1 protein-coding gene is annotated in these 2456 nt (G+C 64.8%); it reads left to right on the plus strand.

Annotation, left to right across the window (positions count from 1 at the left end; translation table 11 throughout):
• Nucleotides 1-109 precede the first annotated feature (109 nt).
• Nucleotides 110-2456: nitrite reductase large subunit NirB (gene nirB, locus EOA29_RS33080; RefSeq protein WP_145969942.1), on the plus strand; the 2347-nt coding region annotated here is incomplete at its 3' end.

Below are 2456 nucleotides of genomic sequence, written 5' to 3' on the forward strand. Positions count from 1 at the left end.
TCTCGTGCCTGGTCTGGATGCACGTCACCATCCGCCAGATGGAGCGCGCTGCCGCCGCCGAGACCGCACCCCTTTCCTACGCCGCCGAATAGATCGGAGCTGACCGGACATGAGCGAAAAACTCGTCATCATCGGCAACGGCATGGCGCCCGGCAGGATGCTCGAGCATCTGCTGGAGGCAGCACCTGACCGCTACAGCGTCACCATCTTCAATGCCGAGCCGCGCGTGAACTACGACCGCATCATGCTGTCGCCAGTGCTTTCGGGCGAGAAGGCGTTCGAGGAGATCGTCATCCATGGCGACGGCTGGTACATCAAGCACGGCATCACCCTCTACAAGGGCCACAAGATCGTTGCCATCGACAGGGAAGCGAGGACCGTCACCTCGGACCACGGCGTGACCGAGAGCTACGATCAACTCGTCATCGCCACCGGCTCGGTTCCCTTCATCATCCCGGTGCCGGGCAAGGACTTGCCCGGCGTGCTGACCTATCGCGACCTCGACGACGTCAACGCCATGCTGCTCGCCGCGCAGTCGCGCGCCAAGGCGATCGTCATCGGCGGCGGTCTGCTCGGCCTCGAAGCAGCGGCCGGGCTCAAGGAGCGCGGCATGGACGTCACCGTGCTCCACGTCATGCCGACGCTGATGGAGCGCCAGCTCGACCCGGCCGCCGGCTACCTGTTGCAGAAGGCCGTCGAGGCGCGCGGCATCAAGGTCATGACCAAGGCCAACACCAAGGCCATTTTCGGCAATGGCAAGGTCGAGGGCGTCGAGCTCATGGATGGCACGGTCATCCCGGCAACGCTGGTGGTGATGGCGGTCGGCATCCGCCCTAGCATCGCACTCGCCAAGGAGGCAGGGCTGGAGGTCAATCGCGGCATCGTCGTCGACGACCGCATGCAGACCTCCGATCCTACCATCATGGCGCTCGGCGAATGCGCGGAAGTCGGCGGCCACGTCTACGGGCTGGTTGCCCCTCTCTACGAGATGGCCCGCGTCGCGGCGGCCAGGTTGACCGACAGCGAGGACAGGCGTTTCGTCCACTCCGACACGCCGACCAAGCTCAAGGTCACCGGCATCGACCTCTACTCGCTGGGCGATTTCGCCGACGGCGAGGATCGCGAGGAGATCATCCTGCGCGACGCATCAGCGGGCATCTACAAGCGCGTGGTGCTGCAGGACAACCGCATTATCGGCACGGTGCTGTTCGGCGAGACCGCCGACGGCGCCTGGTTCAACGACCTCAAGAAGAAAGCGACCGACATCTCGGAGATGCGCGACACGCTGATCTTCGGACAGGCGTTCCAGGGAGGCACCTCCTCGGACCCTTTGGCGGCCGTTGCGGCACTGGCGGATGATGCGGAAATCTGCGGCTGCAACGGCGTCTGCAAGGGCAAGATCACCGGCGCGATCACGGGCAAGGGGCTGACCGGGCTCGACGACGTGCGCGCCCAGACCAAGGCCTCGGCCTCGTGCGGCTCGTGCACGGGTCTCGTCGAGCAACTCCTGAAGCTCACGCTTGGCGACGCCTACAACCCCGCGGCGGTGCAGCCCATGTGCGGCTGCACGAGCCTTGGCCACGACGACGTGCGCCGCCTGATCAAGGCGAAAGGACTGAAGACGATACCCGCCGTCATGCAGGAGCTCGAATGGAAGACCTCCTGCGGCTGCGCCAAGTGCCGGCCGGCGCTGAACTATTATCTCGTCTGCGACTGGCCGGACCAATATGCCGACGACTATCAGTCGCGGTTCATCAACGAGCGTGTGCACGCCAACATCCAGAAGGACGGCACCTATTCGGTCGTGCCGCGCATGTGGGGCGGGGTGACCAGCGCCGGCGAATTGCGCGCCATCGCCGACGTGGTCGACAAGTTCCGCATCCCGACCGTGAAGGTGACCGGCGGCCAGCGCATCGACATGCTGGGTATCCGCAAGGAGGACCTGCCGGCGGTCTGGGCCGATCTCGGCAAGGCCGGCTTCGTCTCCGGTCATGCCTATGCAAAGGGATTGCGCACGGTGAAGACCTGCGTCGGCTCCGACTGGTGCCGGTTCGGCACACAGGATTCGACTGGTCTCGGCATCCGCATCGAGAAGTTCATGTGGGGTTCGTGGACACCGGCCAAGGTGAAGATGGCGGTGTCGGGATGCCCGCGCAACTGCGCCGAAGCGACCTGCAAGGATGTCGGCGTGGTGTGCGTCGACTCTGGCTACGAGATCCACTTCGCGGGCGCTGCCGGCCTCGACATCAAGGGCACGGAAGTGCTCGGCCTGGTGAAGACCGAGGATGAGGCGCTGGAGGTGATTGTGGCGCTCGTCCAGATGTATCGCGAGCAGGCCCGCTACCTGGAGCGCATCTACAAATGGGTCAAGCGCGTCGGCACTGCCGAGATCAGAAGGCAGATCCTGGATGACGTCGAGCGCCGCAAGACCTTCTTCGACCGCTTCGTCTTTTCCC

It is taken from the genome of Mesorhizobium sp. M1E.F.Ca.ET.063.01.1.1 (genome assembly GCF_003998155.1).
Classification (GTDB): domain Bacteria; phylum Pseudomonadota; class Alphaproteobacteria; order Rhizobiales; family Rhizobiaceae; genus Mesorhizobium.